Genomic DNA, 25,162 nt, shown 5'->3' with positions numbered 1-25,162 from the left:
GATATTATAATAAACAATCTCAAATAAAGTGTCCAGATGCTGAATGTAGCTTTTCAAAAAGAATTATATTACTGAAACTGATAGTACTTTGAATGTTTCATTTTTAGCATTTCATTATTTAGATAACGATGAAGAAATTAAATTATTTAATGTAATAAATACAAGAACCAAAGGAAATGGTTCGAATCGCTTTCTTAGTAGAGAAATTGATTACCTTATCTAGGTTTTTTAAACTATTTTTCATGACGCATTAATACTTATAGTAATTTTTCTACTTTTATTAAATCCGGTTGCACTTCATTTAATTACTGAATATTTTATAATGAAGCTTCTTTCTGCATAAAGTTATCGGTTTACTTTCAAATTCACTTCCGGGTATTTGGTCATCAGCCTTTTAAGGGTTGAGCCGTCATCCTTCTGTTTTACATACTGGTCAAAAAATGCCAGGCTGAATTCGTTGATAATACGATGAACTTCCTTTGGGTTTTCACCTGGGCTCTGCAACAGAGGGGAGAACAAATGTAAATCAGTGAGGCTTGTATGATCCGTATGAGGTATGACCATTGACATACCACCACCAGCTAACCCACGTCCATATCGCTCCCTCACTTCATAGGGATCTGCTTCATCAGGCTCTTCTGCACTCATGAGTAGAAATGGTTTTCCAATTCCACTTTCAGGAAAGATTTCTCCATACAATGTACCATCCATATTGATAGCTGCTTTGACACGAGAATCTTTTGCAAGTATTTGTGCTGCGGTAGCTCCACCGTAAGAGTGACCAAACATTCCAATTCGCGAAGTATCCATTCTTCCTGTAAAGAAGCCGATCTCATCGTTTTGATTAAGTTTCTCTATCTGATTAAGGACAAAGCTGACATCTTCCTCCCATAATTTTATGTGGCTATCCCCTTCATCAGTTAAATTGATGGGCTGTACGTAAGCAGTTCGACCATCTGGAAAGACGGTAGCTGCAGCATCAAAGGTATGATCGATACTTAGAACAATATATCCTTGACTAGCCAACTCCTCAACTTGAAACGTGTTTTGATTACGAAAACCATTAAAACCATGAGAGAAAAGTAATATGGGATAATGATTCTCTGAATCTGAGAGTTGTAAATCCATAAACGAATGAGATTTTACCAATTCCATGTGGCTGAATGCAAATGCAGGAATGGACAATGTTTTTTCCAATCCCTTGGAAAGCTCATTTATGTTACGAATATAAAGTTCTGGATCCCCTTTACTTTTTTCAGCTGTAGGATACCAAATTTGCACCATCAGTTCGCGCCGATCGGTTGGATTTTTCGAATATGGTTCATTTCTCTGATGATCAATCCAATGATATACCTTCGTACCGATCCTATGTGGGCCGGTTGGTTCTTCAAATGAAAATACTGGCATAAGTAAGGGTAGCGCCACTGCTACAGACAAATAGATACATAGCAACGAGGTCTTAACTATGAATATACCCCAACTTCTACAGCCCTTTTTCCGCCCAGTTAATAAATAGCATAAAATTAAGATAACTGGGGATACATATGCCGGAATCATCTGCCACCTAAAACCTTCTGCCAATAACTGAACTGTAACCATTACAACGGCAATCAAAGTAGCTAATTTAGACCACTTTTTCGTTTCTCTGCCTATTAACAGTATCCAACTCAATAGACTAAAATTCACTACTATCAAAACAACTTCCCAGAAATTCATTGGCCTATCTCCTTTGAATGTATTTTACTTCTAATTAAAGAGGTAGTTTTCAGCCTAAGCAAAAGCAGATGAACCCCCTATATAGTTGCACCAATTATGCTTAGTAACCGTTTCATCCACTCTACTCCTTTCTTCAAATTAAAAACTTAAAATGCCCAGCTACCTTTACGGAAAATTGGTTCTACAGTTCCATCTGGTAGAATACCGTCGATGTCCATCTCACTGCTGCCAATCATAAAATCCTCATGTGTTACTGAAATATTTGCACCTAACGTTTCAAGCTGATCGTTTTCTAAATCTCTTCCATCCTCTAAGCAAGTTGGATAAGCTTTACCAATCGCTAAATGGTTCGATGCATTTTCATCAAACAATGTATTAAAATATAAAATTCCCGATGCTGAAATTGGTGATTCATTTGGTACAAGTGCTATCTCACCTAAATAGCACGAGCCTTCATCCACATTAATAAGCTCCTGTAATAAATCATGTCCTACCTGTGCTTCAGCTTTAACAATTTTTCCTTCTTCAAATGTCAGTTTAAAGCCGTCGATAATATTCCCTTGATAAACTAATGGTTTTGTATTGCTTACATAGCCATTTACACCTTGTTTCATCGGTAACGTATAAACCTCTTCGGTCGGCATATTAGCCATAAAGATAGTATCATCAGGAGTTTTACCACCTCCAGTAATCCATTTATGCTGTGGTGCTAATGCAATTGTTAAATCAGTACCTGGCGCTGTATAGTGAAGCTTTATATATTTTTTATTGTTCAGTAGGACCGCACGAGATTCTAAATTTTTTACATGTTCACGCCATTTTTCAATAGCACTGCCTTCACCAATACGAACAGCTTTAAAAATAGCCTCCCATAATGCTGGTACTTGATCCTCAGCTGCTAAATCCGGGAACACCTTCGATGCCCACTTTGGTGAAGGAACTGCTACCATAGACCAAGCTACTGAATCCTTCATTACGGCGTTGCGATTGTTGCTCAGAGCAGCTCCTGCTACCTTTTGATAGGTAGCTAGACGATTAGATGAAATACCTGTAAATTTATCAGGATCTGTAGCATCTATCATTAATAATGCTCCTTTACATTCGATCAGCTCATCATTCATTTTGACTATCCACTCTGGGAAGCGATTAAATTCTTCATCTGAGGCATAATCAAAGTAAGCACGTTCCATTTCTTCATCCGAGAAATTAACATGAACACGCCCTGCCCCAGCCTTATAAGCCTCTTTCACAACTATACGGGCGAAATCCAATGCATCCACTGATGTATTGACTAATAAGTATTGCCCTGGTTGAATATTCACACCGATTTTCACCGTAAGTTCTGCATATGCTTGTAATTTTTCTTCAAAAGTCATATTATTTACCTCACTTTTATCAAATTGGTTTTGAATTCCCATCACTAACTTGCTTTCATACCATACTTTCTGAACAGGTTTTCTCAGAATTTTTCTTGCCTATTTTTTATGTTTTTCATCAAGACATGATAACAACTAATGGCTATTTTCTACTACTCATATATTTAATTTCTAAACTTTGATTCAATTAATATTGGTTTGTTTTTAAAAAAAATCTAATCAAAGGGCATCAAACACTACATAAAGTTATAGAGTTCTTTATTGTGAAAGCTCACTCATTTCTTCCCAATCTTTTCAATGTGGTTGCACCTAAAGGCTTACCATCAATGGGGCGTTTAACATTCTCAATCACTCCTTTATCTTTACAAAAGCATTTTTGATAGATAAATATATCATTTGACATAAGATTAAATCATTTTAAACGAATTATCAAGCCGTAAAATTTAATTTTTAAAAAATTCGGTAAAAAACCTATGTGAAAATGGATTCTATCAAAGGGAGCGATAACAAAAAGATTTTTTATACACACATGGATAAAACACATGAAAACTTATATATAAAATTACAAGTTCAACTCTCACAAAAAAACGGAATAAAAATAAACAGCGGAACTAGCCCACTGTTTACTTTGCCACACCTTCATGTAATTTTTCTGTATAATCCTTTACATCTTTCCAGCTATCTTTCGCTGTATGTAAATCTTCTTTTATAAACGTAAACTCTTCCGGACTAATTCCTTTTACGTTTTGTAGTAAATTATTATATTTTGCACCTACTGTATACCATTGGTTTGATATGTTTTGTAGTGCTGTAATTGCTGCATCAATTGTTTCCGTCATGTTTGTTGTTTTATTTTTTACATCAGTCAAAATTACGATTTCTGCTTGTGCTCCTGAAATTCTATCTTTTAAATTAGCTATCTCTCTTTCTGCATTTGCGATATCTTTTTTTGCAACCGCAATCATCGGCCCGCCAGCAAGACATGTTATTAGCGCTACGCAAAGTACGCCACCAGCAATGACCATATCATTACTCTTTTTAATCGAATCGTTATATGTATTTATTTGTTGCTCTAGAGCTGGAATACCAGCATTCGTACTTGCCAATATCGCTGTTAACTGATTTGTATCCTCTTTGAAACTATTTGTATCTTTCGCCATTCTATCGCGAAAAGCTTTCAAATTTCCTAATAATCCATCTACCTCATTTTGATTCTTTACAATATCCGCATACAACTTTTCTAAATCCGCTTTTAATTTTCCGCTATCCTTTTGGTCAATCGCTATTAACATGTCGTTATAATACGATTGAAAAGTATTATTGTAATTTATAATATTTTGATCCGTTTTCATAATTTGAGGCTTCATATTATTTAACCAATATGCTGCATTAATTTTTGCATCTCTTTGATGCTGAATCATATTCCCTTTAAATTCACTATTAATCGAACTTATTTTACTTAAATCCGTCTCTTGTTGATTTTGAATTAATTTTGCATATGAATCCATTGCAAATATACTCGATGTCGTTTGTGCCATTACATCTTGGAATCCAGCTGGTCCAAGAGAATAGTTTTTCACATTTTCTTGTAGTACCTTTACATTTTGTTCTGCTGCAAAAGGATGTAAAGGAGATACGTTACTCGTTGCCACCCCAGCAATCATTACCGCTAAAAGACATTTTTTATAAAATCTTTTCTGCATACTTTTCACCTATTTTCTTTATAAGAGTATAAAAAGCTCCTGCTCACAACTGAACAGGAGCTTCAAATCATTCATCAACACTTAACGCTCTAACGATTCGTATTCAATTATGCTTTTTTCGTATCTACTACTTTAATATCTTCAGCATAAATCTTTTCTGCATAGTCTTTAATATTTTTCCAGCTATCTTTCGCAATGTTTAAATCTTCTTTAATGAAAACAAGGTCGTTTGGACTAATTGAATCCACATTTTGAAGTAAAGAATTATATTTTGATCCCATTGTGTACCATTGGTTTGAAATATTTTGTAACGCTGTAATTGCAGTATCAATTGTATTTGTTAAATACTCTGTTTGTGTTTTAATGTTCGTTAATCCAGCTACTTCTAATTGCGCAGTTGTAACTTGTCCTGTTATCTTTTGAATTTCTGCTTGTGCATTATCAAGCTCTTTCTTCGCTAATACGATTCCAGCTGTACCACCGCCTACAGCTGCTGCACCACCTGCAATTAATGCTACTCCTAGCGGTGTTCCTGCGCCCGTAGCAATAACTACTGCACCACCGATAATTGCAATTGGTCCTAGAGCTGTCGCAACAGATGAACCGATAATAATTGCATTATATTTACTAATTGCTTCATTGTACGTTGTAATTTGATTTTGTAATAGCGGAATTCCTGCATCTTGACTAGCTAATATAGATGTAATTTGATTTGCATCACCCTTGAAGTTTTGCGTATCCGAAGTCATTTTATTTCGGAATTTCTTCAAGTCTTCTACTAACTGATCCACTTGTGCTTTATTTTCATTAATACTACTTGATAATCTAGTTAAGCCTTTCGTAAGAGTCGCTTTATCCTTTGCATCAACTGCAGCAACTAAAGTATCATAATAGTTTTGGAATTTCGTATTGTAGTTAATGATATTTTGATTCGTTGAAATAAGCTGTGGTTTTAATACATCTAACCATTGCTTCGCATTTCCTCTAGCTGTATCTTGGTGCTGAATTACTTTCCCTTTTAAAGCCGCATCAACAGACGATACATTTCCAAAGTTAACATTACCTTGTTTAATAATTGTTAAAGCGTACAGATCCATTACTAAAGCATTTGAACCTGTTCTTTCCATTGCATCTTTTAGGCCTTCTGGTCCTAATGAATATTCTTCATAGTCATTATAAGCTTTTGCTACCGCATGAACTGGAGCTTGTTTCACTGTACTTTCAGCTGCATACGTATGAGCCGGCATAATATTTCCTGCTGCAAATACTGCCATAAGTGCTGATAGAGCCATTACTTTATAAGGTTTTTTTGTCATTTTTCTTCTCTCCCTATATCGCTAATTATTTTTCTGTTTAATGTACTTCAACGTTTGTAACGTAATCTTCAAATTGATTTGTTTGCTTATTCATTTCATCACTTACTTTTTTAATTTGATTGAAATGTTTTTGAAGTAAACTACTGTCTGTATACGTGCCTTCTTCGACATTTGTTTGAATTTGAATCATATTATTATTTAAAACTTTCCAATCCGTTAATAACGTTTCTAAAGTTGTAATTTGACGATCAATTAATTCTGTAAAGCTATTTACTTGATCTTCAACGAATGTAATTTGAGTCGCCTCTGCTTCAGTTTGTGATAACTTTTGAATAAGTGGCAATAACTCCTTTTGCTTTTGTTGAATGCGAAGAGCTGCTTCCCTCGTTTGACTATCTGCAGCATTTACAATTTCATTACTTAAAGTACCGATAGAAACAAAATCGATTGTTTTCGTTTGTGCAGTTTGATTTGTGATTGTAAATACTTGTTTACCAATATTAATAGAACCTTTAATGATTTCTTGAGGTCTATTCAAAATAGTAGTTAATTCAGCTTGAATTTCACCTTGAATTCTTTTAATATCTTCTCTTAATTTCACAATATCTCCACTTGATCCTTGCAGTGTTTTTATTGCTTCATCGGCTTTAATTGATAAGTTGTTACTATCTTTGTCTAATACTGTTTTAAATCGATTTAACTCTAATAAATCTTGCTCCATACTCTCTTGGATGCTTTGTACTTGCAATTGTAATTTTCCATATGCACTCATAAAATCTGCTTTTGCTTGCTGATCTTCATTTACGTTTCCTGCTAATTCATAGAGCTTACTATAATAGCTATTAAATCTAGTGCTGTATCTCATCATCTCTTGATTTAAGTCAATTAGCTTCGGATTATATTCATCAATCCATTCTCGTACATTCGCCTTTGCAAACTTTTGATGATTCGTTAAGCTACTCATCGCATTTACCTTAATATCTGGCTGTTGTAAAATAATTAATCCGTATGCTTGAATAAGCGGTGATTGTGATCCTAACATTCTAATTGAATTGGATAATGTATTTGGAGCAATTACATTTTGTGCATATACTGTTTTCACTTCCGTTTGCCCCTCCTTAGCGTAAGCGCTTACAGGAATGAAGCAACTCGTAGATACTGCTGTAACCAATAACCCTGTAATTAAAGTCTTTTTCACTTTAACTCCTCCTATGTATTAGCAACTATTACTATCGCATTTTATTATTCTATTTTCTTACCTATAATTTGAGATGGTTAAAATAGAGAACGTTCTCACCGCGATCCATGTACGAACCACCTCTCTCGTATTGCTACAGTACTTACTTATCATCACAAAACATTTTATTATTTTTCATATGTGTTTAGTATGAATAATATTGTATAAATTTTCTATTTCATCGAAATCCCCACATTCACACAGTGAATATATTACATAAAAATATTATTCATTTTAAACTAAACAACATACGTAAATATGAAATTTCGTTTTGTTTTCATATATGTTTTGTACTGTAAGGTCATTTAAACACAGCTGTTTATATAACGTAAAGAAGTATTTTCATTCCCTTTATTTTCAAGCTTTCGTGTCCTTATTTCAAAATATAATCCGATTCACTTTATAGATTGAAATATCTACATATCACAACAGAAAACACTACTTGAAAATAACTGATAAAATTATATAAATATAATTTTCGAGCCCATATGCAATTATGCATAGCATATACACAAAAAGGATAGCTTCATTTTCACGAAGCTATCCTAAAAAAATCTTCTTATTTTTTCAAATGATATGGAACTGTCGTAATAACAACATTTCTTTTATAAAGTAAATACGCACGTATGAGTAAACTGGATTGATTATGAAGAATGTTATGCCAACCTTTTTTTGGAATGAACTGTGGTATAACGACCGTAACGCGGTAATTCGATTCACTTGCCTTATATTGCACTGTATCGATGAACTTCGTTAGCGGCTGGATAATACTTCTATAATGAGAATGTAATGTAACAAGCCTAACTTCAGGTTGCCACTTTTTCCATTTCTCTTCAAATTTCTTTTCCTCTTCCCTGTCAAAAGCAACATATACAGCAATAACTTGATCTGCCGAAAGAGCCTTAGCATAGTTCAATGAATTTTCTACTACGTGAGTCATACCAGCTACCGGAACGACGATTACATTTCCCTTAATCGGAACAAGTGGTTCACAAGTTTTTAAACTTAACTGATCACCTACCGCATCATAGTGCTTCTTAATTCTGTGGAATAAGAATATGATTGCAGGTAAGAAAATAAGTATCGACCAAACTTGTGCAAATTTAGTTAAAAAGAACATGCTCATTACGATAAAACTAATAACTGCACCAATTAAATTAACCGTTAATCTTAAAGCCCATCCTTCAGGTTTTTCCCGAAGCCATTTTAATACCATCCCTGTTTGAGAAAGTGTAAATGGAATAAATACACCTACTGCATATAGTGGAATTAAATGTTCTGTTTGTCCTTGGAAAGCTACAATTAAAATAATCGAAGCAACTCCAAGTATAATAATACCGTTTGAGTAACCTAAACGGTCTCCTCTAATCGTAAACATTCTCGGTATGAATTTATCTTTTGCAAGGTTAACCGCTAATAAAGGAAATGCAGAATAGCCTGTATTAGCAGCGAGAATTAATATTAAAGCTGTTGTACCTTGTATGAAATAGTACATGAAATTACGTCCAAATGTTTGTTCAGCAATTTGAGAAACAACTGTTACTTCTTTACTCGGAGTCACTCCGTAATAATAAGCTAAAAATACAATTCCTGAAAATAACACAGCAAGTAATGCACCCATTGCAAGCAATGTTTTTGCAGCATTGTTTGGCGCAGGATCTTTAAAGTTCGGAATTGCATTTGAAATTGCTTCAACACCTGTTAAAGCAGAACTACCTGATGCAAATGCTCTTAGTAATAAAAATAAACTAATTCCTGCAACTGGTGTTCCAATCGGCGCATGTAAAGTAGGTGAAACATGACCAGTTAAAATATTATATATGCCCACACCAATTAATATAAATAGTGCTAAAACGAATAAATAAACAGGATATGCTAGCACGGAAGCTGATTCCGTTACTCCTCTTAAATTTAATATCGTAATTAATATAACAAATATAACCGCAATAATTACGTTATGTGCATGTAAGCTAGGAAACGCAGAAGTAATTGCATCTGTACCCGCGGACACACTTACCGCAACAGTTAAAATATAGTCAACTAATAAAGATCCTCCAGCAATTAAGCCTGGATTCATCCCTAAATTTTCTTTTGATACAACATACGCTCCCCCGCCATGCGGATAAGCAAAAATAATTTGACGATAAGATAAAATAAGGGCTGTCAATAATACTAATACCCCAACAGCGATCGGAATGGAATACCAATAGGCGATCGCTCCAACACCTGCTAAAGCAATTAAAATTTGCTCTGGACCGTAAGCAACTGATGACAATGCGTCAGAAGATAAAATAGCTAAAGCTTTCGTTTTATTAAGCTTTTGTTCTCCAAGCTCCGTTGATTTTAACGGTCTTCCAATTAAAAATCTTTTAATAGATGAAACCAATGCTGTCCACTCTCCAATAATTTTGTACGAACTTTTCTGCTTGTTACAGCCAGTAAACTATTTCTTCAGAAAACAAAAAATGTCTACAAGCCATAGCGAAATAGACTTGTAGACATTATTTTTTTTGTCGCACAAGCTCCACCTTCCTTCTCAATATAACGCTTACGAGGTTAGCTGTCGGATTCGGGCCTATGAGTAGCCCTACCTTTTTCAAGGATTCACCCCATCGGATTATGTACTAATCCGTAAAAACGGGTCCCCCGTACCATGCGGTTTCAGCGATTTAGAAAATTGAAACTGTGGATTATAATACTCCTTTATTTTCAAAAAGTAAACAAAAATTTTTAATAAGAAAAAAATTAAAATGATTGCGCATAATCCGCTGAGAAATATACATAATGAATACTAAAAAATCCACAAAGGAGACCCATATGTCTAAAGAAAAGAAGCCTATTTTTTCCGATTCATATTTAGATGCAGTAGCAAATGAAATTAATCAGTTATATGGTAAACGTGAACAGGAAATAAATTTGACAGATAGAACGAAAAGAAATAAATGATTTGTCATACAAAAAAATAAAAAAGATAGCAATACACTTATATATTGCTATCTTTTTTATTTTTTCATACATCTAATTCTATTACAGATTTGTTAAAGGTCATCTCTTCATACACCTTTAAATTTTGATATATAGTTCCTAATAATGGTGCCGCTATAGAAAATTTCTCTGCTACATCCAGTAAATATCCTTGCAAGTGCTTCCCTTCAATAAATGAACCCTTTTCCATATCACGCTGCATCGATGACTTCATATCATACGAAATTTTATCAATCGTTTTCATATGTTCCTGGGCAATATTTTCCTTTACTGGAGCTCCTAATACTCTCATGATTTGTACAGATTCCTCAAACACATTACGGATAAAATCACGGCCGCCTTCACTTTCACGGATTGGTCCAATTGGTGCACGCATTAACGTTGTCACACCTGACATTACAGTAATAAATAAATATTTATGCCACATATCTTGCGTAATATTTTCACTTAAAACAAAACTAGACTTCGTACCTGCAAATGCTTTAGAAATATGCTTTACTCTCTCTGAATTTTGAGACTTAATTTCTCCAAACACAAGTCTGTTGGCAGCACTAGTTTGTACAATTTCTCCTTGATCGTTTAACGTCGTCTCGATAAAGCATAAACCGCCAATTACTTTTTCTTCGCCGAATTCTTTTTGTAGTAGTGATAAATGAGCGATACCATTTAACAATGGAATGATTACAGTATTTTCGCCAACAAACGGCTTCAAATCTTGAATAGCCTCGTTTAAGTGATACGCTTTTGTTGAAAATAAAATGACATCAAATGGAGAAGTTCTCTCTTCTTTCGTTATTAATTTCGGTTGGAAGGAAAAATCCCCGTTAACACTTCGGATTACAAGTCCTCTTTCCTCTAATTGTTTTTTCCGTTTACTACGAACAAGAAATGTAACATCTTCTCCCTTTTCGACTAATCTGCCACCAAAAAACCCTCCGACTCCACCAGCGCCTAATACTAAAATCCGCATACAGCATCCCCCTTTTCAAAATACAATTTTACAACTTTTAGTATACATAACATTATACATGTCCTCTGCTAAATAAGCTGAATTTTCACTCTCAATTGAGTATAAAACAGTGGTTATTTTCAAATAAATTTGGGCATGTTGTTTCTATAGCATATATGGAAAGGAAACAATGTAGATGGAGGCAATACAAACAATTGAGGAAAAAGGTGTAGCAACAGCTATATTCCAATTTATATTCCCGTTTTCGTTTAAAACTGGATATGAACAAAATATGTTCCCTTTCTTACAAAAAAACGATTTTCGTCCTTTTCGGCTCGATCATCTCGATGATGAAAATACATATTATGGGGAGTTTAAAGTTTCACATCAAAATATGGAAGCATACTATCTCTCATTTACAAATAAAATTCTCTTTCCTCACTCAGAGCATCAAAAGGGCTTGCAACGTTATTCAAAAGATCTTAACTTAACTGGACATTTAACAACAAACCTTATTTCAATTCCATTCAAGATACACTCTATTGATGTAACACTTTGTCCTTATGAACTTGGCTTCTTAACAATTCGAACAGAAGTAAACACTGCTCCAAACATGACTTTATCTGAAGCAATCGAATTCGCAGATCGCTTCCGTGTACTTGAAACTAAAACTGATACAAATGAGTCTATTTGTATTGAATGTAACGGAAAAAAGTATTCCCAAGTTGAAAAATTCATTTTTGGTTATTTATTTCATGGCGTAACTGATTTCTTTGAAAAGAAGAGATTAAGAAGTTCATACTTTCAAACCTTCCCTTTCTTTGAAGACCAGAGAATGTACGTCCAAACTTTATTGTCACTAAAAGAAGGTATGGAACTTAATGAAGTGGATGTTTATCGTACTTCCAGTCTTTCCGGATTAACAAGTGATGGTAAGCCATATGTGAGTGCAAGTAACCTTCCTTACATTCATAACTATTTAAAAAAACACGCTTACCAGAGATGGGCTCCAAATCGTTATTTCATTATGGAAGAACATATTTTTACATGTGTAACAAATGAAGGAGAACGCGAAATCGATAAACTTGCTAGTCAAATGTACGGAGAATTTTATTACGCTTTATTATTAAACCTATTCCATAAAATTGTTTTATTAAAAATGGCAAACGCCTATGCTGAGCTAAATATTGAACAAGATACTAATGAAATAGAGAAATTAATTTATTCGATTAATTCGTTCACTGCTAATTATTTTTCTTTAGAATTAGTATCTCAATCACAAAGTGAAGATATTTTCTTCCGCTTAAGAAAACTTTTTAATATTGAGGTTTTATACTCGAACGCGAAACAAAATCTTGATAGTTTGTTTAAATATCAAGAAAATGTCGCCTCAAAAAAAGATAGTCTCTTATTATTAATTTTAACGCTCTACTCTGTAGTAGGCCAAATGTTAGGGTTTACTATGATCGATCTTCTAAGAAACACCGATTCAAACAAAATATCGTCACCTCTTGAATTTTTCGCTCTATTAATTGCGATTAGCGGCATTGTCATTTCACTTATTTTAGGGGCTCAAGGGTTATACCAATGGGCTGTGCAGCACAAAAGAAGAAAAGCATGGGTAAAACAAACTGTACTGTCTGCTGTAAAAGAAAAAGAGGATAAAAATTAAAGAAGGTTATTTCCAAATATGTGGTATGCTGCAGTAAATGAAATTTTTATCAGCGATTTTTCAAATATATCGAATTACCGACAAATGACAGAACCGTATAACAAAAAAGGTACTCCAAAATAAAGCTTGGAGTACCTTTTTATTATACGAATTCAGCTTACTTCCCTGCTTCGATTTTCTCTAATGCAGCAGCTACTTGCTCTTCCGTTAATTCATGTTGTATTACGTAGCGGTTACGTGGACTTACACGACATTTATGAGAACATGCACGTAAATATTTCGCTTCGTTTTCTTCAGAACATAAAATTTTCTTATTACATTCTGGATTTGAACAGTTTACATAGCGCTCACATGGTTCACCTGTAAAGTGGTCTTTACCAACGATAACATGTTCTTTTTGATTTACTGGTACAGCGATACGCTCATCAAACACGTAACATTGTCCATCCCAAAGCTCACCTTGTACTTCTGGGTCTTTTCCGTACGTTACAATTCCGCCGTGAAGCTGACTTACATCTTCATAACCTTCACGAACTAACCAACCTGAGAATTTCTCACAACGAATTCCGCCTGTACAATAAGTTAAAATCTTTTTACCTTCAAGTGTTTCTTTGTTTTCTCTAATCCAATCTGGTAATTCACGGAATGATTCAATATCAGGTTTAATCGCACCTTTGAAGTGTCCTAAATCAAATTCATAATCATTTCGTGCATCAATGATAACTGTATCTTCTTGTTTCATTGCCTCATAAAAATCTTTTGGCTCTAAATACTTCCCAGTTATTTCGTGTGGGTTAATGTCATCTTCTAGACGAAGTGTAACTAATTCTGGACGAGGACGTACGTGCATTTTCTTGAATGCATGCCCTTCTTCTTCATCTATTTTAAATACGATACCATCAAAACGTGGATCATTGTTCATTGCTTCCATGTATTTTTCTGTTTGCTCTACAGTTCCAGAACAAGTTCCGTTAATACCTTCTTTTGCTACAAGAATTCTTCCTTTTAATTCAAGTGAATTACAAAATTCTAAATGCTCTGCCGCGAATTCTTCTGGATTTTCAATTGTTGTGTACATGTAATATAGTAATACTCTGTATGGTTTTGTAGTTGCCAATGTATTTCTACCACCTATCTAATTTTTAAAATCATGTATAAGTTAACGTTCATATCAAAACATATATAATAAGAAAATGAATCCCATTTTCTTTTCTTTATACTATTTTCTATCAGTTAACAAAAATAAAAAAACAAGATTACACATCAAAACACTATGGTTATGTTGTAATCCCAATATATTATATATCATACAAATGCAATTCCATCAATTAATATGCTGTATTATCGGCTTTATGTTCACATAAATTTCAAAAACAGCCCTTTAATTCACTATGTTTCCCCATGTCATCACACCATAAACTCCCAATTCATTTTACATTATCACACCATCCATTGCATAAAGGCATATAATTTGCATTAAGGAAACTTTCGTGTTCAAATGAAATTATCACATAACATATTTAAATGTATTGAAATAATGAGTAAGAATAAATACAATAATTTCATCAAGTTAACATTTTAAAGGGGAAAACTACTATGAATAAAGATATAACAAAAGATGAACATCTCCCTTCTGAAAGTACAACTGTACAATCAGCTCACTTAGCTTTAAGTGGAGAAACAAAAGGCTGGAAAAGACTGTTACCATTTTTAGGGCCCGCTTTTATCGCGTCCGTTGCTTATATTGATCCTGGCAACTTTGCTACAAATATCGCAGCTGGTTCACAATATGGATATTTACTATTATGGGTTATATTCGCTTCTAACTTAATGGCTGTATTAATCCAAACTTTATCGGCTAAATTAGGAATTGCTACAGGAAACAATTTACCCGAAATAGCTCGTGAAAACTTTCCAAAGCCTGTGTCTATCGGCTTATGGATACAAGGTGAACTCGTTATTATGGCTACAGATTTAGCTGAATTTATCGGGGCAGCACTCGGATTGTATTTATTATTTGGAATACCTATGTTACCAGCTGCTTTAATTACAGCAGTCGGATCATTTATTATTCTTGAGTTTCAACGCAGAGGATTTCGCTCACTAGAAGCTATTATTACAGGGATGATCTTTATTGTAGTAATAGCATTTGGGATCCAAGTTTTTTATGCAAAACCAGAATTAAGTCCCCTTCTTTCAGGACTATTTATTCCGAAATTCCAAGGTGTAGACAGTATATTACTTGCAGCAGGGATTTTAGGTGCGACAGTTATGCCGCATGCAATATACTTGCATTCTGCATTAACACAACGCCGCGTGGTTGGAACAACTGACGAACAAAAGAAAAAGATTTTTCGTTTCGAATTTATCGATATTATTATTGCAATGGTTATCGCTGGAGCAATTAATGCAAGTATGTTAATTGTAGCAGCTGCACTATTCTTTAAAAACGGTATGCACGTTGAAGATTTAGATGTTGCTTACACTCAATTTACCAACTTAGTAGGTCCTGTATCGGCTGCATTATTTGGGATTGGACTTTTATCAGCAGGTTTATCAAGCTCTTCTGTCGGTACAATGTCAGGTGATATTATTATGCAAGGATTCATTCGCATGCATATTCCGTTATATTTACGTCGATTTATTACAATGATTCCACCACTAGTTATTATCGCTTTAGGTGTAAATCCAACTTACGCTCTCGTTATGAGTCAAGTTGTCTTATCATTTGGTATTGCATTTGCACTAGTGCCACTTATTATGTTTACAAGTAATAAAAAGATTATGGGTGCACTCGTTAACCACCGTATAACAACATTTATCGCATGGATAATTGCAGCACTCGTTATCATTTTAAATATTTTCTTACTGTATCAAACGTTTGTAGGGTAATGAAAAAAGGGTATTCCAATTTTAATTTGGAATACCCTTTTTGGATGAAATGATTTTCTTCTACTTACCACTTATGTATGTCCCTCTTTCCGGCATCATGACACCATTTTCAGTTCGAAAGTAAAGTGGCAATCCTTCCGCAAAAAACATATTTACTTTGGACGGATCCTGCCTTTGATGATGAATATGTAAATGCGGCTCACTTGAACTTCCGGAGTTACCGACTTGAGCAAGAACCTCTCCTTCATTTACATGTTGGTCTTCCCTCACTTTAATTGAGCCTTTCTTTAAATGGGCAAGAATCAAAAATGTCCCTGATTCATCTAGTCGTAAATAAATATGATTCCCCGCCATCGACTGAAAATCATCCTCTCCTGGAACTACATCTTTTTCATCATTATTAATAGATACAACTGTTCCAGAAGCTGGTGCCATTACTTCTGCTCCATATATTCCATAATCCTCTAACATACTACTTTTCACTTCAGCAGGCGGCATAAGGATATCATATGCCCACCTTTCATTTGGTTTTATAACGTGATAGTTCGTTTCTAACCGATCACCGCCCCAACCTATCAATGCTCGTTCATTCAAAGGAACACGAACTACTGCTTTAGGACTCATCGATTGTATATCTGCTGGATAAGCAATTCTACCTATATTAGCAAACCAACCGACAGGCCAAGCTCCAATGATAGAAAACAGAATAATTAAAAGTAGCGTTCTATCTATCCGCTTTCTAAAAATGCCGTTCAAAAAAAACATTATTACTGATCCTATTAAGAGAAAAACTGAAATTACACTAAAAGCCTGTATACACCACCAAACAAAGACTGATGTAACACCATTAGCTACATAAATTAAACTCCAACTTATAATTAAAAAAGGAACTATAATTACTAATAAAAATTTCTTCCACATGTCGTATCCCTACTCTCATATCCTTTTTCTCAATGATACAAAGTAAAAATTACGACATATGAAAGAAATACTTACGACTTTCTTACTTTTTTATACTGCGGTAATTTTACAGTAAAAACTGTTTCTTTATCGTTACTACGTACAGTTATATCCCCTTGATGGAGCTGTGCTATACTTTTCGAAATTGCAAGTCCTATTCCTTTCCCACCCGTATGAGAGCTACGTGATTTTTCACTACGATAAAATTTCTCAAAAACGTAAGGAAGGTCCTCTTTCGGAATGCATTGTCCAAAATTTTTAATTTCTACTTCAACATTCATTGTTTTATTGGAAATTCCAATTGCAATTTCCTTTCCATCTTTTCCATACATAATACTATTACCTATTACATTTTCAAATAGTCTCACTATAAGTGCCACATCAACTTCTACATGTAGCACTTCATCACTTTTAATATAAAAGCTCATATTGGCATCATCTAATTGTGGTACAAAGTCAATCATGATTTGTTCAATTAATGCTTTCATATCTATTTCATCTTTATGTAATTCAATCTCTCTATAATTTATTTGACAGTATTCTAATAAATCATCTACTTGATTTTTTAATTCATAACTTTTTCGCTTTAATATACTTACATACTCTTCACATTCTTCTCCATTTGAATGAAGTTTATTTCCTAACAGGTCCGCATAACCTATTAAAGATGTTACTGGCGTTCGTAAGTCATGAGAAATATTACTAATCATTTCATTTTTCATTTCCTGTGATTTTTTTTCATTCTCAATAGACTCTTTTAAACTTTTCGCCATTCTATTAACATTTGCCGCTAGTTCACCAATCTCATCGCTTTTCGAAATAGGTATATGTATTTCAAAATTACCATCACTTATTTTCTTCACGTTCTTATTAATTTGAGATAATCTTTTCATCATCGTTTTTGTCATGAATGCAAAGTATGTTGTAGTAAAAATCAAAAAAACTATAAAATATAAAAATGAATATTTTTCCTCTAACGCAGTAACATGACTATATATATTTCCAATTACAATTTGAAACGCTATTATACTTACAGTTGCTAACAAAATGCTACATATGAATGCAATAAAAAACTTAGCTCTAATGCCTTGTAATGATTTAATCTTCAATTTTATATCCGACTCCCCAAACATTTTGAATAAACTTCGGCTCTTTTGGATTCTCTTCAATTTTATTTCTTAATCTTGCAATATGAACCATTACTGTATTATTACTTTCATAGGCTCTTTCTTTCCAAACGCTCTCATATATTTCTTCAATAGTGAACACACGATTCTTTGCAGCGGCCATTAAGTACAAAATATCATATTCAGTTTTCGTAAGATTCATTGTTTCTCCATATAACATTACTGTTCTCGACACTTCATCTATTTCTAAACCTCTAATATTTATTTTCTTTTCCATTACTTGAACAGCATTTTGGTTGAAATATGTATACCTTCTTAATTGAGCTTTCACTCTTGCGATAAATTCAATTGTACTGAACGGCTTCACAATATAATCATCTGCCCCAGTACTAAATCCAATTACCTTATCTACATCCGATGATTTCGCGCTTAAAAACATAATTGGTAAACTATGTTTCTCTCTAACCCTTCTACAAAGTTCTATACCATCCATTTGAGGCATCATAATATCCAAAATAGCAAGTTGAATACTGTTATTATTTATTATTTCTAAAGCCTCTTCTCCGTTATGAGCACTAAAAACTTTAAAACCTTCTTGCATTAGATTCACTTTTATAAATTGAACAATATCTTGATCATCATCTACAATTAAAATTGAATTTTTCTCCATATACAAACCTCTTTTTGAAATATATTCCACAATCAATTTTATCATAAATTAAAACCTTACTCCCCTCTTGAATAATCTTTATTTTCAGACTAGATTATATAATAACAACACATTCTAGTTTCAAAAGAAATGGAGTGAAAGCATGTTTCCTATATTGAAAACAGACCGACTCATTTTAAGAGAACTTACCGAAGAAGATGCACCGCGTATACTACAATGCTTTTCTAATACTAATGTACTGCGCTATTATGGCCAAAAACCGTTACAAGATGTTGATCAAGTGAAACAAATCATTCATAACTTTAAGCTCAGTTACAATGCAAGAAACGGTATAAAATGGGGAATCGAATTAAAAGACAAGAAAGAACTCATCGGTACCATTGGTTTTCACGATTGGTCTTCTGAGCATAAACGAGCCAATATAAGTTATGCCTTTTTACCTGAACACTGGGGAAAAGGATATGCGACTGAAGCTGTTTCTGAGGTTATATCATACGGTTTCCATACGATTCATTTAAAGCGGATCGGGGCAATTGTATTTCTTGAAAATGAAGCTTCCAATAAAGTACTATTAAAATTAGGCTTTGAAAAAGAAGGCGTTCTAAAAAATTATATGTATCAAGATGATATCCCATATGATACGAATTTTTACGCTTTATTAAAATCGGTTTAATAGAATTCATGTGTAAAAAACCTTACTTTTAAAAAGTAAGGTTTTTTGTATTTATTCATTAGCAATATAAGCATTCTTATAAGTATAAACACCACCAAATTGATGTTTTTCAATCCCTTTTACATACTCCTTTTGTACATACGCTGAGCCAATATGATAAAGCGGCGCCACCGCAGCATCTTCTAATAATACCTGCTCGGCTTCTCGCAACGCTTCCCATCGTTTTTCCCTATCTAGTACAAAATCCGTTTTCGCTTTCTTTATTAATTCATCGTAACGAACATTAGAATAATTCATTTTATTATTCGGATTCCCTGTCGTAAATAACTCTAAATAACTAATTGGGTCTTTATAGTCAGGTCCCCAATTTGCCATAGTTATATCGTAATCACCTGTTTGTTCTAACTGTAATTTTTGCTTAAATGGCTGTTGTTTAATTTGTATCGTTAATCCATGCAAATACTTTTCTAAGTCACCTTTTATATATTCTGCCATACGTTTTGCGTTATCTTGTTCAAATGTTAGAAACTCAAGGTTTACTTCGCCTACTCCAAGTTCTTTTTTCGCTTCTTCCCAAATCTTTTTCGCCTTTTGTAAGTCATATAGAGAAAGATCTCCGTTTTCTTTTCTAAAATCTTTGCCAGTCTCTTCATTTACATGACCAACTGGTACAAGTCCACTTGCAGGTTTTGCTCCGTTATTAATAAAGTGAGCAACGAAATCATCTTTATTTAACGCTAATGAAATAGATTGACGCACCTTTTTATTTGCTAACGCGGTATTTTTTTCATTAAAACGAAGCATAGCAATTCCAGGATCACTCGACATATGTAATTCCTTATTCCCCTTATACTTGTCTACAACTTGCGAATTAATAGGTACCCGGTCCAAATCTCCGGCTTCATATAAATTTACAGCTGTCATTGTATCCTTCACGATATGAAAGTTTATTTCGTCTAGTTTCACTTTCTTTTGATCCCAATATGTAGCATTTTTCTTTAATTGAAACTCTTGTTCATGCTTCCATTTTTCTAATACAAATGGACCGTTATATATGAGATTACTAGGTTCCAATGCATAATTGTTTCCTTGTTCTTTCAAAAATGATTCATGCTGTGGTAAATATATAGGTAATGCTAACAACTGTAAAAAATACGGAATTGGCTGTTCTAGTTCAACTTCTAACTTATAATCATTTATAACCGTAACTCCAAGTTCATCTAGAGACATTGCTCCCTTATTAATCTCTTTCGCATTTTTTACATAAAAGAGCATGGACGCATATTGAGATGCTGTTTCAGGGTTAATTGCACGTTTCCACGCAAACATAAAATCATTTGCTGTTACATTATCCCCATTTGACCATTTTGCATCTTTACGCAAGTCAAATGTATATTTCTTACCATCTTCACTTCTTTTAAACGATTTTGCTATGGCTGGAGTAGGCTGATCTTGATCATTTAATACATATAACCCTTCAAATATATTCTGCATAACGTGCGCTGATGTACCATCTGTTGTTTTCACAGTGTCCAGAGAAGGAATTTCTTCTGATACTGTTACATTTAACACTTGTTTTTTAACCTCTATGTCACTTTTATCCGCTTTATTATTACAAGCTGTTAATAATAAAGATGTAACAAGTGCCATTACCATTAAATGGCTCTTTTTTCGCTTCATGAGTTGTTCTCCTTAAATATAAAATATTATAAAGCGTAATATATTATAGCAGAAATATGAACAGAAAGATGCGACATTCTTTTGAATATTTATTCGTTCGAGAAAAAAGCTATCCTTTTAAAAAAGGATAGCTTTTTCAACTGCCACATAATTATCTATCTTTGTAAACCTCGTTTATAACGACTCGCTTCAAATATAATACGCTCTTCATCTAACGTTTTACATTCGCCATTCCAAACGACACGCTTTCCGTTAATAATTACATCGCTTATATCTTTTCCACTAGCTGCATATACCAGGTGCGATAACACTTCATCTGCTGGTTGTAAATGCGGCTTATTAGATGGGTCAATCGTAATAAAATCAGCACACTTTCCAACCTCAAGTGATCCTGTTTGTTTCATCCCGATTACTTCAGCAGCTCCTTTAGTCGCAAGTGTAAGAGCTGTTTCAACTGGTAACGCTGTTGCATCTTGGTGAATACCTTTTTGTAGTAAAGTCGCTATGCGCATTTCTTCAAACATATCTAAATTGTTGTTAGATGCCACACTATCTGTTGCAATTCCTACTTTCATTCCTGCCTCTAGCATCGCTTTTACATTTGCTATACCAGAACCTAGTTTTAAATTACTATTTGGGTTATGTGCTACTCGAACATCATGTTCTGCTAAAAATGCACGCTCATTTTCATTTAATACTACACCGTGTGCAATAACTGTTGGGCGTTTAAACAACCCGCAACTTGCTGCATATTCTACTGGACGTTTCCCGTACTGCGCTTCAATATCACGTACTTCACGCTCTGTTTCCGAAAGATGAATATGAACCATCGTTTGATTTTCTACTGCAATACGAGCGCACTCTTCTAACAGTTCTGCACTACATGTATATGGACTATGCGGTGCAACCATCGTAGTTAACATGCCACTTTCGTTATAGTAACGCTTCACATATTTCTCAGCTTCTTCGATTGCTTTCTTTTCATCGTCTTTCGTTCCGAAGCTAAATAAAGTTCTTGAAACAGCAGCTCGCATCCCACTCTTTGATACCGTTTCCATAATTGCATCTTGATCTACTCCAATTGGATTAAACATGTCAGAGAATGATGTTGTACCACTTTTCACCATTTCAAGTAATCCTAATTCCGTACTAGCAACCGCAAGCTCTGGAGTAAACTGACTTTCAAGTGGCCAAATTCTCGTCTCCAGCCATGGTTGTAATAACATATCATCGCCAATACCCCTTAAGAGACTCATTACAACGTGTGTATGTGTATTTACAAGCCCTGGTAAAACCCACTTTCCTTTCATGTCAATTACTTCATCTACTGCAAAATCATTAGCGAATTCTCCGCTCTTTACATCTATAATTTGATCATTTTCTACAATGATATATCCATTTTCTATCACTTCGTTTTGTTCATTCATCGTTACAATTGTAGCGTTTACATAAGTTGTTTTCAAAAGTATTTCCCCTTTCAACTCTATGAAGTTCCCTTTAATAAGTTACCACCATTATAGTAACTTATTAAAGATTAAGAGTCAAAAGATAATTTTAATTCTTTTGTTATTTTTTCCTTCAAAATGCTATATTGCTTTTCATTTGTATCTGCAAATGCTTCTTCCCGATTTGACTTTTCATCCATATAATTCAATTTCCCATTGAATTGAGTCTCTGTAAAATCAAATCTCTGCCCATCTATAAAGTTATAAAAGTGCCATACCTCTCTTACTTTTGTCTTTTTAATTTCTCCTCCGTATATGTCTTGAACGACAAGAGCTGTAACACCACATTGTCCCTTTGCTGGATTTTCAATTGTCCACTTTGAACTTGTTTCAATCGACCACGATTTTATTAGTGCTTCATATATTCTTTTTTCCTTTACATCATCCATTCTAATCTTCCCCTACTATTAATAGTTTTACACATCATATTTCAAAAGAGGCAGTAAACGACCCTTAAAGACAGTTGATGGTGTCTCTCCTATTAACTGTGCTCCCATTTTTAAGTAATATCCTTTTGCATTCGGATCACTATCAATTGTAAAGCTTTTTATTCCTAGTTCCTTTGCTTACTCTATTACAAACTTCCACATTATTTTTCCATACCCCTTTCCTTTGTAACGAGGATGAATGTATAAGAAATCGAGAGCTTTATCGTTATGTAAAAATGAGAAAAACCCAATCTTCGTATTATCGTTTTCTAAAACATATACAAAATTATTTTTTATGTACTCTTCCGTAATTGTTAAATCTTCCTTACAGGCAAGTATGAATTCTTCACTATAATTCCACGTTGCTTTTGAATGTAGTGCGAATTCACTTAATTCATTTGCTTCACTTAATAACGCTTCTCTTATCTTCATGATTCTTTTTCCTCACTTTCAATATGTAAACTACTAAATTGATTCGGAAAGCACTTCAAAAAACCTTTTATTCCCATAAATTAGAAATTACTTTTATAAATCTTTATTATAATCAGTACGATTTTTAACAATTTATTTAAAGAAAAAGAACGCCATCCCTAAAAGTCGGCGTTCTCTTTTTCTAAAATTTAATCTTCAAGCTCACTCATTCGTTTTACTATTTCGTACGATACACACCTATACAGTTTCTACTACCGCTTCAAGCATTGTTCCATTTTTAGCATAGTTCGTATGCCAAGAAAAAGCTTTTTCTAAAACATGAGGAGTTTGTCCACCTCTTGTTTGTGCTTCTTCGTAATAAGCTCTTAGCTGGTCACGATACATTGGATGTACACAATTCTCAATAATTAGTTCCACTCTTTCTCTTGGCGCTAATCCTCTTAGGTCAGCATACCCTTGTTCAGTGACGATAACATCTACATCATGTTCCGTATGATCTACATGAGAAACGAAAGGAACGATACTTGAAATGTTACCACCTTTTGCAATTGATTTCGTAACAAATATAGCTAGACGTGCATTTCTCGCAAAATCACCAGAACCACCAATACCATTCATCATCTTTGTACCTAAAACGTGAGTAGAGTTAACATTTCCGTATATATCTAATTCTAAAGCAGTATTAATCGAGATTAATCCGAGGCGGCGAATGATTTCAGGGTGATTAGAAATCTCTTGTGGGCGCATCATTAATTTGTCTCGGTATTTTTCAAAGTTAGAAAATACTTGTTGCATTTTCTCTTCAGAAAGCGTGATCGAGCAGCAGGAAGCGAAATTAACTTTCCCAGCGTCCATTAGATCAAAGACCGCATCTTGTAAAACTTCAGAATACACTTCTAAATCTTCAAACTCCGAATCTAGCATGCCGTGCAATACTGCATTGGCAACTGAACCAATTCCCGATTGTAACGGTGCTAAACTCTTTGTTAATCGGCCTACTTTAACTTCTTCTCGAAGGAACTCTATTAAATGTTGTGCCATAATGACAGTTTCTTCATCTGGAGGAACAATTGTCGATGGTGAATCCAGTTGATTCGTAAACACAATCCCCTTCACTTTTTCAGGATTTATCGGGATACCAATTGTTCCAATTCGATCATCCGTTTTTACGAGCGGAATTGGAAGTCTTACCCCTTGTTTACCTGGTTCATATAAATCATGCAGTCCCTCTAATTGCGTAGATTGAGCCATATTCATTTCAATGATAATAGACTTAGCATGTAAGGAAAATGCTAAGGAATTTCCAATTGAAGTGGTTGGAATAATCATACCATCTTCAGTAATCGCAACCGCTTCCAAAATAGCAACATCTATATCCATAACGTCAGCACGGAGTAACTCTGCTGTATGAGATAAGTGCTGATCCACAAATAAAAAGTCTCCGTTATTAATTCCTTTTCGCATAGTTGCATCGGCTTGGAAAGGCAATCTTTTCCCTAAAATCCCTGCCTCAGCAAATAATTTATCTACATCCGAACCTAAGGAAGCCCCTGTATAAACATTTACTTTAAAAGATTTATCATTCTTAACTCGATTTACAAGTGCAAATGGAACTGCTTTTACATCACCAGCACGTGTAAATCCACTTAAACCTAAAGTCATTCCACTTTCAATCCATGAAGCTGCTTCTTCGGGTGTAACTACGCGATCTTTTAATCGTTGATCCCTAATTCTATCTAAATTATTTTCCATATGTAATCCCTCTCTTAATGAATATTCATAATTATTTTACACATTAACACCATCAAAATAGGGGTTTTCTTACACAATGCCGAAAATTC

The 25,162-nt window shown here is 34.1% G+C and carries 19 protein-coding genes, 1 pseudogene and 1 riboswitch; of the genes and pseudogenes, 4 read left to right on the top strand and 16 right to left on the bottom strand.

Annotated features, from left to right (window positions below):
• Window positions 1-345: 345 nt before the first annotated feature.
• The 6 genes from AC0ONG_RS07790 to AC0ONG_RS07765 form a co-directional block, all read right to left on the bottom strand.
• The gene (locus AC0ONG_RS07790) at window positions 346-1,716 is read right to left on the bottom strand and encodes an alpha/beta hydrolase family protein (protein WP_136996478.1); all 1,371 of its coding nucleotides are present in this window, start codon (window positions 1,714-1,716) and stop codon (window positions 346-348) included.
• 146 nt (window positions 1,717-1,862) lie between these two features.
• On the bottom strand, window positions 1,863-3,092 hold the full coding sequence (locus AC0ONG_RS07785; protein WP_000141970.1) for an aminopeptidase: 1,230 nt from the start codon (window positions 3,090-3,092) through the stop codon (window positions 1,863-1,865).
• A 623-nt stretch (window positions 3,093-3,715) separates the two neighbouring features.
• The gene (gene nheC / locus AC0ONG_RS07780) at window positions 3,716-4,795 is read right to left on the bottom strand and encodes a non-hemolytic enterotoxin NHE subunit C (protein ID WP_001171999.1); all 1,080 of its coding nucleotides are present in this window, start codon (window positions 4,793-4,795) and stop codon (window positions 3,716-3,718) included.
• Window positions 4,796-4,902: 107 nt separating this feature from the next.
• Window positions 4,903-6,111, bottom strand: coding sequence for a non-hemolytic enterotoxin NHE subunit B (gene nheB, locus AC0ONG_RS07775; protein ID WP_000162968.1), 1,209 nt, complete (start codon window positions 6,109-6,111; stop codon window positions 4,903-4,905).
• Between the two features lie 37 nt (window positions 6,112-6,148).
• The gene (gene nheA / locus AC0ONG_RS07770; RefSeq protein ID WP_000751828.1) at window positions 6,149-7,309 is read right to left on the bottom strand and encodes a non-hemolytic enterotoxin NHE subunit A; all 1,161 of its coding nucleotides are present in this window, start codon (window positions 7,307-7,309) and stop codon (window positions 6,149-6,151) included.
• 598 nt (window positions 7,310-7,907) lie between these two features.
• Window positions 7,908-9,734, bottom strand: a complete 1,827-nt coding sequence (locus tag AC0ONG_RS07765; RefSeq protein WP_000254886.1) for an APC family permease — start codon at window positions 9,732-9,734, stop codon at window positions 7,908-7,910.
• A gap of 144 nt (window positions 9,735-9,878) precedes the next feature.
• A riboswitch (cyclic di-AMP (ydaO/yuaA leader) is annotated at window positions 9,879-10,025 on the bottom strand.
• A gap of 140 nt (window positions 10,026-10,165) precedes the next feature.
• On the opposite strand from AC0ONG_RS07765, the gene AC0ONG_RS07760 reads away from it, so the two are divergent.
• On the top strand, window positions 10,166-10,294 hold the full coding sequence (locus AC0ONG_RS07760) for a hypothetical protein (protein WP_000031873.1): 129 nt from the start codon (window positions 10,166-10,168) through the stop codon (window positions 10,292-10,294).
• Window positions 10,295-10,358: 64 nt separating this feature from the next.
• On the opposite strand, the gene panE is transcribed toward AC0ONG_RS07760, so the two are convergent.
• Window positions 10,359-11,303, bottom strand: coding sequence for a 2-dehydropantoate 2-reductase (gene panE / locus AC0ONG_RS07755; protein WP_001221905.1), 945 nt, complete (start codon window positions 11,301-11,303; stop codon window positions 10,359-10,361).
• 175 nt (window positions 11,304-11,478) lie between these two features.
• Here panE and AC0ONG_RS07750 point away from each other — a divergent pair, with 175 nt between their 5' ends.
• Entirely contained in the window at window positions 11,479-12,954 is a 1,476-nt protein-coding gene (locus AC0ONG_RS07750) for a hypothetical protein (RefSeq protein WP_000387459.1), read from the top strand.
• A 157-nt stretch (window positions 12,955-13,111) separates the two neighbouring features.
• Here AC0ONG_RS07750 and trhO read toward each other — a convergent pair whose 3' ends face one another.
• Complete coding sequence (gene trhO / locus AC0ONG_RS07745; protein WP_000246235.1) at window positions 13,112-14,071, bottom strand: oxygen-dependent tRNA uridine(34) hydroxylase TrhO; 960 nt, start codon at window positions 14,069-14,071, stop codon at window positions 13,112-13,114.
• A 479-nt stretch (window positions 14,072-14,550) separates the two neighbouring features.
• Between trhO and AC0ONG_RS07740 the strand changes: the two genes are divergently transcribed.
• Window positions 14,551-15,846 carry an Nramp family divalent metal transporter gene (locus AC0ONG_RS07740; RefSeq protein ID WP_001030674.1) on the top strand — a complete coding sequence of 432 codons (1,296 nt, stop codon included), beginning with the start codon at window positions 14,551-14,553 and terminating at the stop codon, window positions 15,844-15,846.
• Between the two features lie 60 nt (window positions 15,847-15,906).
• Here AC0ONG_RS07740 and AC0ONG_RS07735 read toward each other — a convergent pair whose 3' ends face one another.
• From AC0ONG_RS07735 to AC0ONG_RS07725, 3 genes are all read right to left on the bottom strand, one after another.
• Window positions 15,907-16,767, bottom strand: a complete 861-nt coding sequence (locus tag AC0ONG_RS07735) for a M23 family metallopeptidase (RefSeq protein ID WP_000265527.1) — start codon at window positions 16,765-16,767, stop codon at window positions 15,907-15,909.
• A 71-nt stretch (window positions 16,768-16,838) separates the two neighbouring features.
• Window positions 16,839-17,939, bottom strand: a complete 1,101-nt coding sequence (locus AC0ONG_RS07730; RefSeq protein WP_114365417.1) for a HAMP domain-containing sensor histidine kinase — start codon at window positions 17,937-17,939, stop codon at window positions 16,839-16,841.
• On the bottom strand, window positions 17,905-18,603 hold the full coding sequence (locus tag AC0ONG_RS07725) for a response regulator transcription factor (protein ID WP_000414529.1): 699 nt from the start codon (window positions 18,601-18,603) through the stop codon (window positions 17,905-17,907). The genes AC0ONG_RS07730 and AC0ONG_RS07725 overlap by 35 nt, the downstream gene beginning before the upstream one ends.
• A 142-nt stretch (window positions 18,604-18,745) precedes the next feature.
• On the opposite strand from AC0ONG_RS07725, the gene AC0ONG_RS07720 reads away from it, so the two are divergent.
• Window positions 18,746-19,276 carry a GNAT family N-acetyltransferase gene (locus tag AC0ONG_RS07720; protein ID WP_000483974.1) on the top strand — a complete coding sequence of 177 codons (531 nt, stop codon included), beginning with the start codon at window positions 18,746-18,748 and terminating at the stop codon, window positions 19,274-19,276.
• A gap of 51 nt (window positions 19,277-19,327) precedes the next feature.
• Here AC0ONG_RS07720 and AC0ONG_RS07715 read toward each other — a convergent pair whose 3' ends face one another.
• The 5 genes and pseudogenes from AC0ONG_RS07715 to AC0ONG_RS07695 all read right to left on the bottom strand — a co-directional run bounded on the left by AC0ONG_RS07715 (window position 19,328) and on the right by AC0ONG_RS07695 (window position 25,073).
• A complete protein-coding gene (locus AC0ONG_RS07715; protein ID WP_000823502.1) occupies window positions 19,328-20,956 on the bottom strand; it encodes a peptide ABC transporter substrate-binding protein in 1,629 nt (542 codons plus the stop codon).
• 155 nt (window positions 20,957-21,111) lie between these two features.
• Window positions 21,112-22,437, bottom strand: coding sequence for a bifunctional S-methyl-5'-thioadenosine deaminase/S-adenosylhomocysteine deaminase (locus tag AC0ONG_RS07710; protein ID WP_002083246.1), 1,326 nt, complete (start codon window positions 22,435-22,437; stop codon window positions 21,112-21,114).
• A gap of 53 nt (window positions 22,438-22,490) precedes the next feature.
• On the bottom strand, window positions 22,491-22,850 hold the full coding sequence (locus AC0ONG_RS07705) for a YunG family protein (protein WP_000342908.1): 360 nt from the start codon (window positions 22,848-22,850) through the stop codon (window positions 22,491-22,493).
• A gap of 27 nt (window positions 22,851-22,877) precedes the next feature.
• A pseudogene (locus tag AC0ONG_RS07700) lies at window positions 22,878-23,321 on the bottom strand (GNAT family N-acetyltransferase).
• Window positions 23,322-23,558: 237 nt separating this feature from the next.
• A complete protein-coding gene (locus AC0ONG_RS07695) occupies window positions 23,559-25,073 on the bottom strand; it encodes an acetyl-CoA hydrolase/transferase family protein (protein WP_000429791.1) in 1,515 nt (504 codons plus the stop codon).
• Window positions 25,074-25,162: the final 89 nt, after the last annotated feature.

It is taken from the genome of Bacillus sp. TCT6 (assembly GCF_056033845.1).
Note: the sequence above shows the minus strand (reverse complement) of the source record. Positions and strands in the feature narration are given on the sequence as shown.

What these genes read in the sequence shown, in the direction of transcription:
- AC0ONG_RS07695 (WP_000429791.1), bottom strand. Translation starts at nt 25,073, where the DNA reads ATGGAAAATAATTTAGATAGAATTAGGGATCAACGATTAAAAGATCGC.
- AC0ONG_RS07715 (WP_000823502.1), bottom strand. Translation starts at nt 20,956, where the DNA reads ATGAAGCGAAAAAAGAGCCATTTAATGGTAATGGCACTTGTTACATCT.
- AC0ONG_RS07760 (WP_000031873.1), top strand. Translation starts at nt 10,166, where the DNA reads ATGTCTAAAGAAAAGAAGCCTATTTTTTCCGATTCATATTTAGATGCA.
- AC0ONG_RS07735 (WP_000265527.1), bottom strand. Translation starts at nt 16,767, where the DNA reads ATGTGGAAGAAATTTTTATTAGTAATTATAGTTCCTTTTTTAATTATA.
- AC0ONG_RS07720 (WP_000483974.1), top strand. Translation starts at nt 18,746, where the DNA reads ATGTTTCCTATATTGAAAACAGACCGACTCATTTTAAGAGAACTTACC.
- nheB (WP_000162968.1), bottom strand. Translation starts at nt 6,111, where the DNA reads ATGACAAAAAAACCTTATAAAGTAATGGCTCTATCAGCACTTATGGCA.
- AC0ONG_RS07750 (WP_000387459.1), top strand. Translation starts at nt 11,479, where the DNA reads ATGGAGGCAATACAAACAATTGAGGAAAAAGGTGTAGCAACAGCTATA.
- AC0ONG_RS07705 (WP_000342908.1), bottom strand. Translation starts at nt 22,850, where the DNA reads ATGGATGATGTAAAGGAAAAAAGAATATATGAAGCACTAATAAAATCG.
- AC0ONG_RS07785 (WP_000141970.1), bottom strand. Translation starts at nt 3,092, where the DNA reads ATGACTTTTGAAGAAAAATTACAAGCATATGCAGAACTTACGGTGAAA.
- AC0ONG_RS07790 (WP_136996478.1), bottom strand. Translation starts at nt 1,716, where the DNA reads ATGAATTTCTGGGAAGTTGTTTTGATAGTAGTGAATTTTAGTCTATTG.
- panE (WP_001221905.1), bottom strand. Translation starts at nt 11,303, where the DNA reads ATGCGGATTTTAGTATTAGGCGCTGGTGGAGTCGGAGGGTTTTTTGGT.
- nheC (WP_001171999.1), bottom strand. Translation starts at nt 4,795, where the DNA reads ATGCAGAAAAGATTTTATAAAAAATGTCTTTTAGCGGTAATGATTGCT.
- AC0ONG_RS07725 (WP_000414529.1), bottom strand. Translation starts at nt 18,603, where the DNA reads ATGGAGAAAAATTCAATTTTAATTGTAGATGATGATCAAGATATTGTT.
- AC0ONG_RS07730 (WP_114365417.1), bottom strand. Translation starts at nt 17,939, where the DNA reads ATGTTTGGGGAGTCGGATATAAAATTGAAGATTAAATCATTACAAGGC.
- AC0ONG_RS07740 (WP_001030674.1), top strand. Translation starts at nt 14,551, where the DNA reads ATGAATAAAGATATAACAAAAGATGAACATCTCCCTTCTGAAAGTACA.